Below are 1332 nucleotides of genomic sequence, written 5' to 3'. Positions count from 1 at the left end.
CTCGGCCTGCGCCCGGGTTCCCTCGGTGAAATCTGCGGTGTCCCGCAGCGCCGCCTGCTCGGCGGATTCACGCGCGGACGGGCCGCTGCTGCGCCAGGTCGACCGGCACGACCGGATCGGCGGCCGCCTCGGCGGCCAGTCCATCGACCGGATCATCAAACGGCTCGCCGTCACCGCCGGCCTCGACCAGACCCTGTCCGCGCACAGCCTGCGCGCCGGCGCCGCCACCTCGGCCGCCGACACCGGCGCCACCCGCGCCGCCATCGCTGAACAGGGCCGGTGGAACCCCACCTCCAACGCCCTCGACCGGTACACCCGCCAGACCGACCAGTGGAAAAACCATCCCCTCGCCGGCGTCGCAATCTAAAAACGCAGGTCAGAAGCCCTGCGCGGGTCGTGTGGCGCGACGTTGGACAGGGCCACTGGAAAGCTCTGGCCAGAATGGTGTGCGTCGTCATCGAGACGACACCCAGCACGGCCCTTGCCGATCACCCCACGGGTGAGAGCAAGGGTCGTTTTGCGTTCCAAGAGGAGGTGCATGCCCATGAAACAACTGGCAGAAGAGGTCGGATAGACGGTCCGGGCCGCCATCGCCGGCTGGCCCGAAACCATCCGCCTCTGCGTGCTACTCGCGGTGACCACCGCGAGCGTGGCGTTGTTCCGGACTCTGAGCTAACCAGCGGAGATTCGGAACAACCCCAGGGTAGGACGCCTGCACCTCGCCAGGTGTCCTACCCTGGCCAGCCCGCAGCGGCCCGAGCCACACGTCGGGTGGGTTCCGGCCGGCGAGGATCCCTTCGACCTCGCCGGCCGCCCAACTCGGTGCCGCGCTGGCGGACGATCCGGCACGCGCCGGCAGGGTGTCAGGGGATCTGCCAGGAGCCAGACCCCCCTCCACAAGGGGCTCCGTAAGGGACTCCTTTAGCCCCTCCGGCTCTATCCGGAAGGGATGCCAGCGGGCGCTGGCACAGGCCAGCGTGCCCGCAGCCCCTCCGGCGGTTGCCCAGACTCCCCGGCAGGATCCGCATTTGACGCTGGCGACCGCTGTCAGGCATCGTCGTATCTGGCCTTGCGTCATCCGATCTGGCTGATGCGAGGTCAGCAGCAGGCCAGTTCAGACGTCGCCGGGCAGGGCGCGCTGGGGACCCTGCTTGGCGGCCACGAACAGCTCCGTGCAAGGCGCCACACAGGATCGGCGCGACCTCGCCAGTAGCCGCAATCTTCCTAGACATGATCAAAAGTGGTCAGCACGCTAAGAGCGTGTCTTGCGTGGTCGCTGCGGGTACATATCCGATCATGGATGTGTTGGAGAGCAGCCTCGCCGGGCGGCTG

1 protein-coding gene is annotated in these 1332 nt (G+C 68.3%); it reads left to right on the top strand.

The features are described from left to right. Positions 1-367 (top strand): tyrosine-type recombinase/integrase (locus ND747_RS16385; protein ID WP_374216247.1); only part of this gene is annotated, 367 nt, incomplete at its 5' end. Positions 368-1332 lie beyond the last annotated feature (965 nt).

Origin of the sequence: Frankia sp. R82, from assembly GCF_023716925.1 — a bacterium.
In the GTDB taxonomy this organism is placed as follows: Bacteria; Actinomycetota; Actinomycetes; order Frankiales; family Frankiaceae; genus Frankia.
This window is presented reverse-complemented; position numbering and strand designations above follow the sequence as displayed.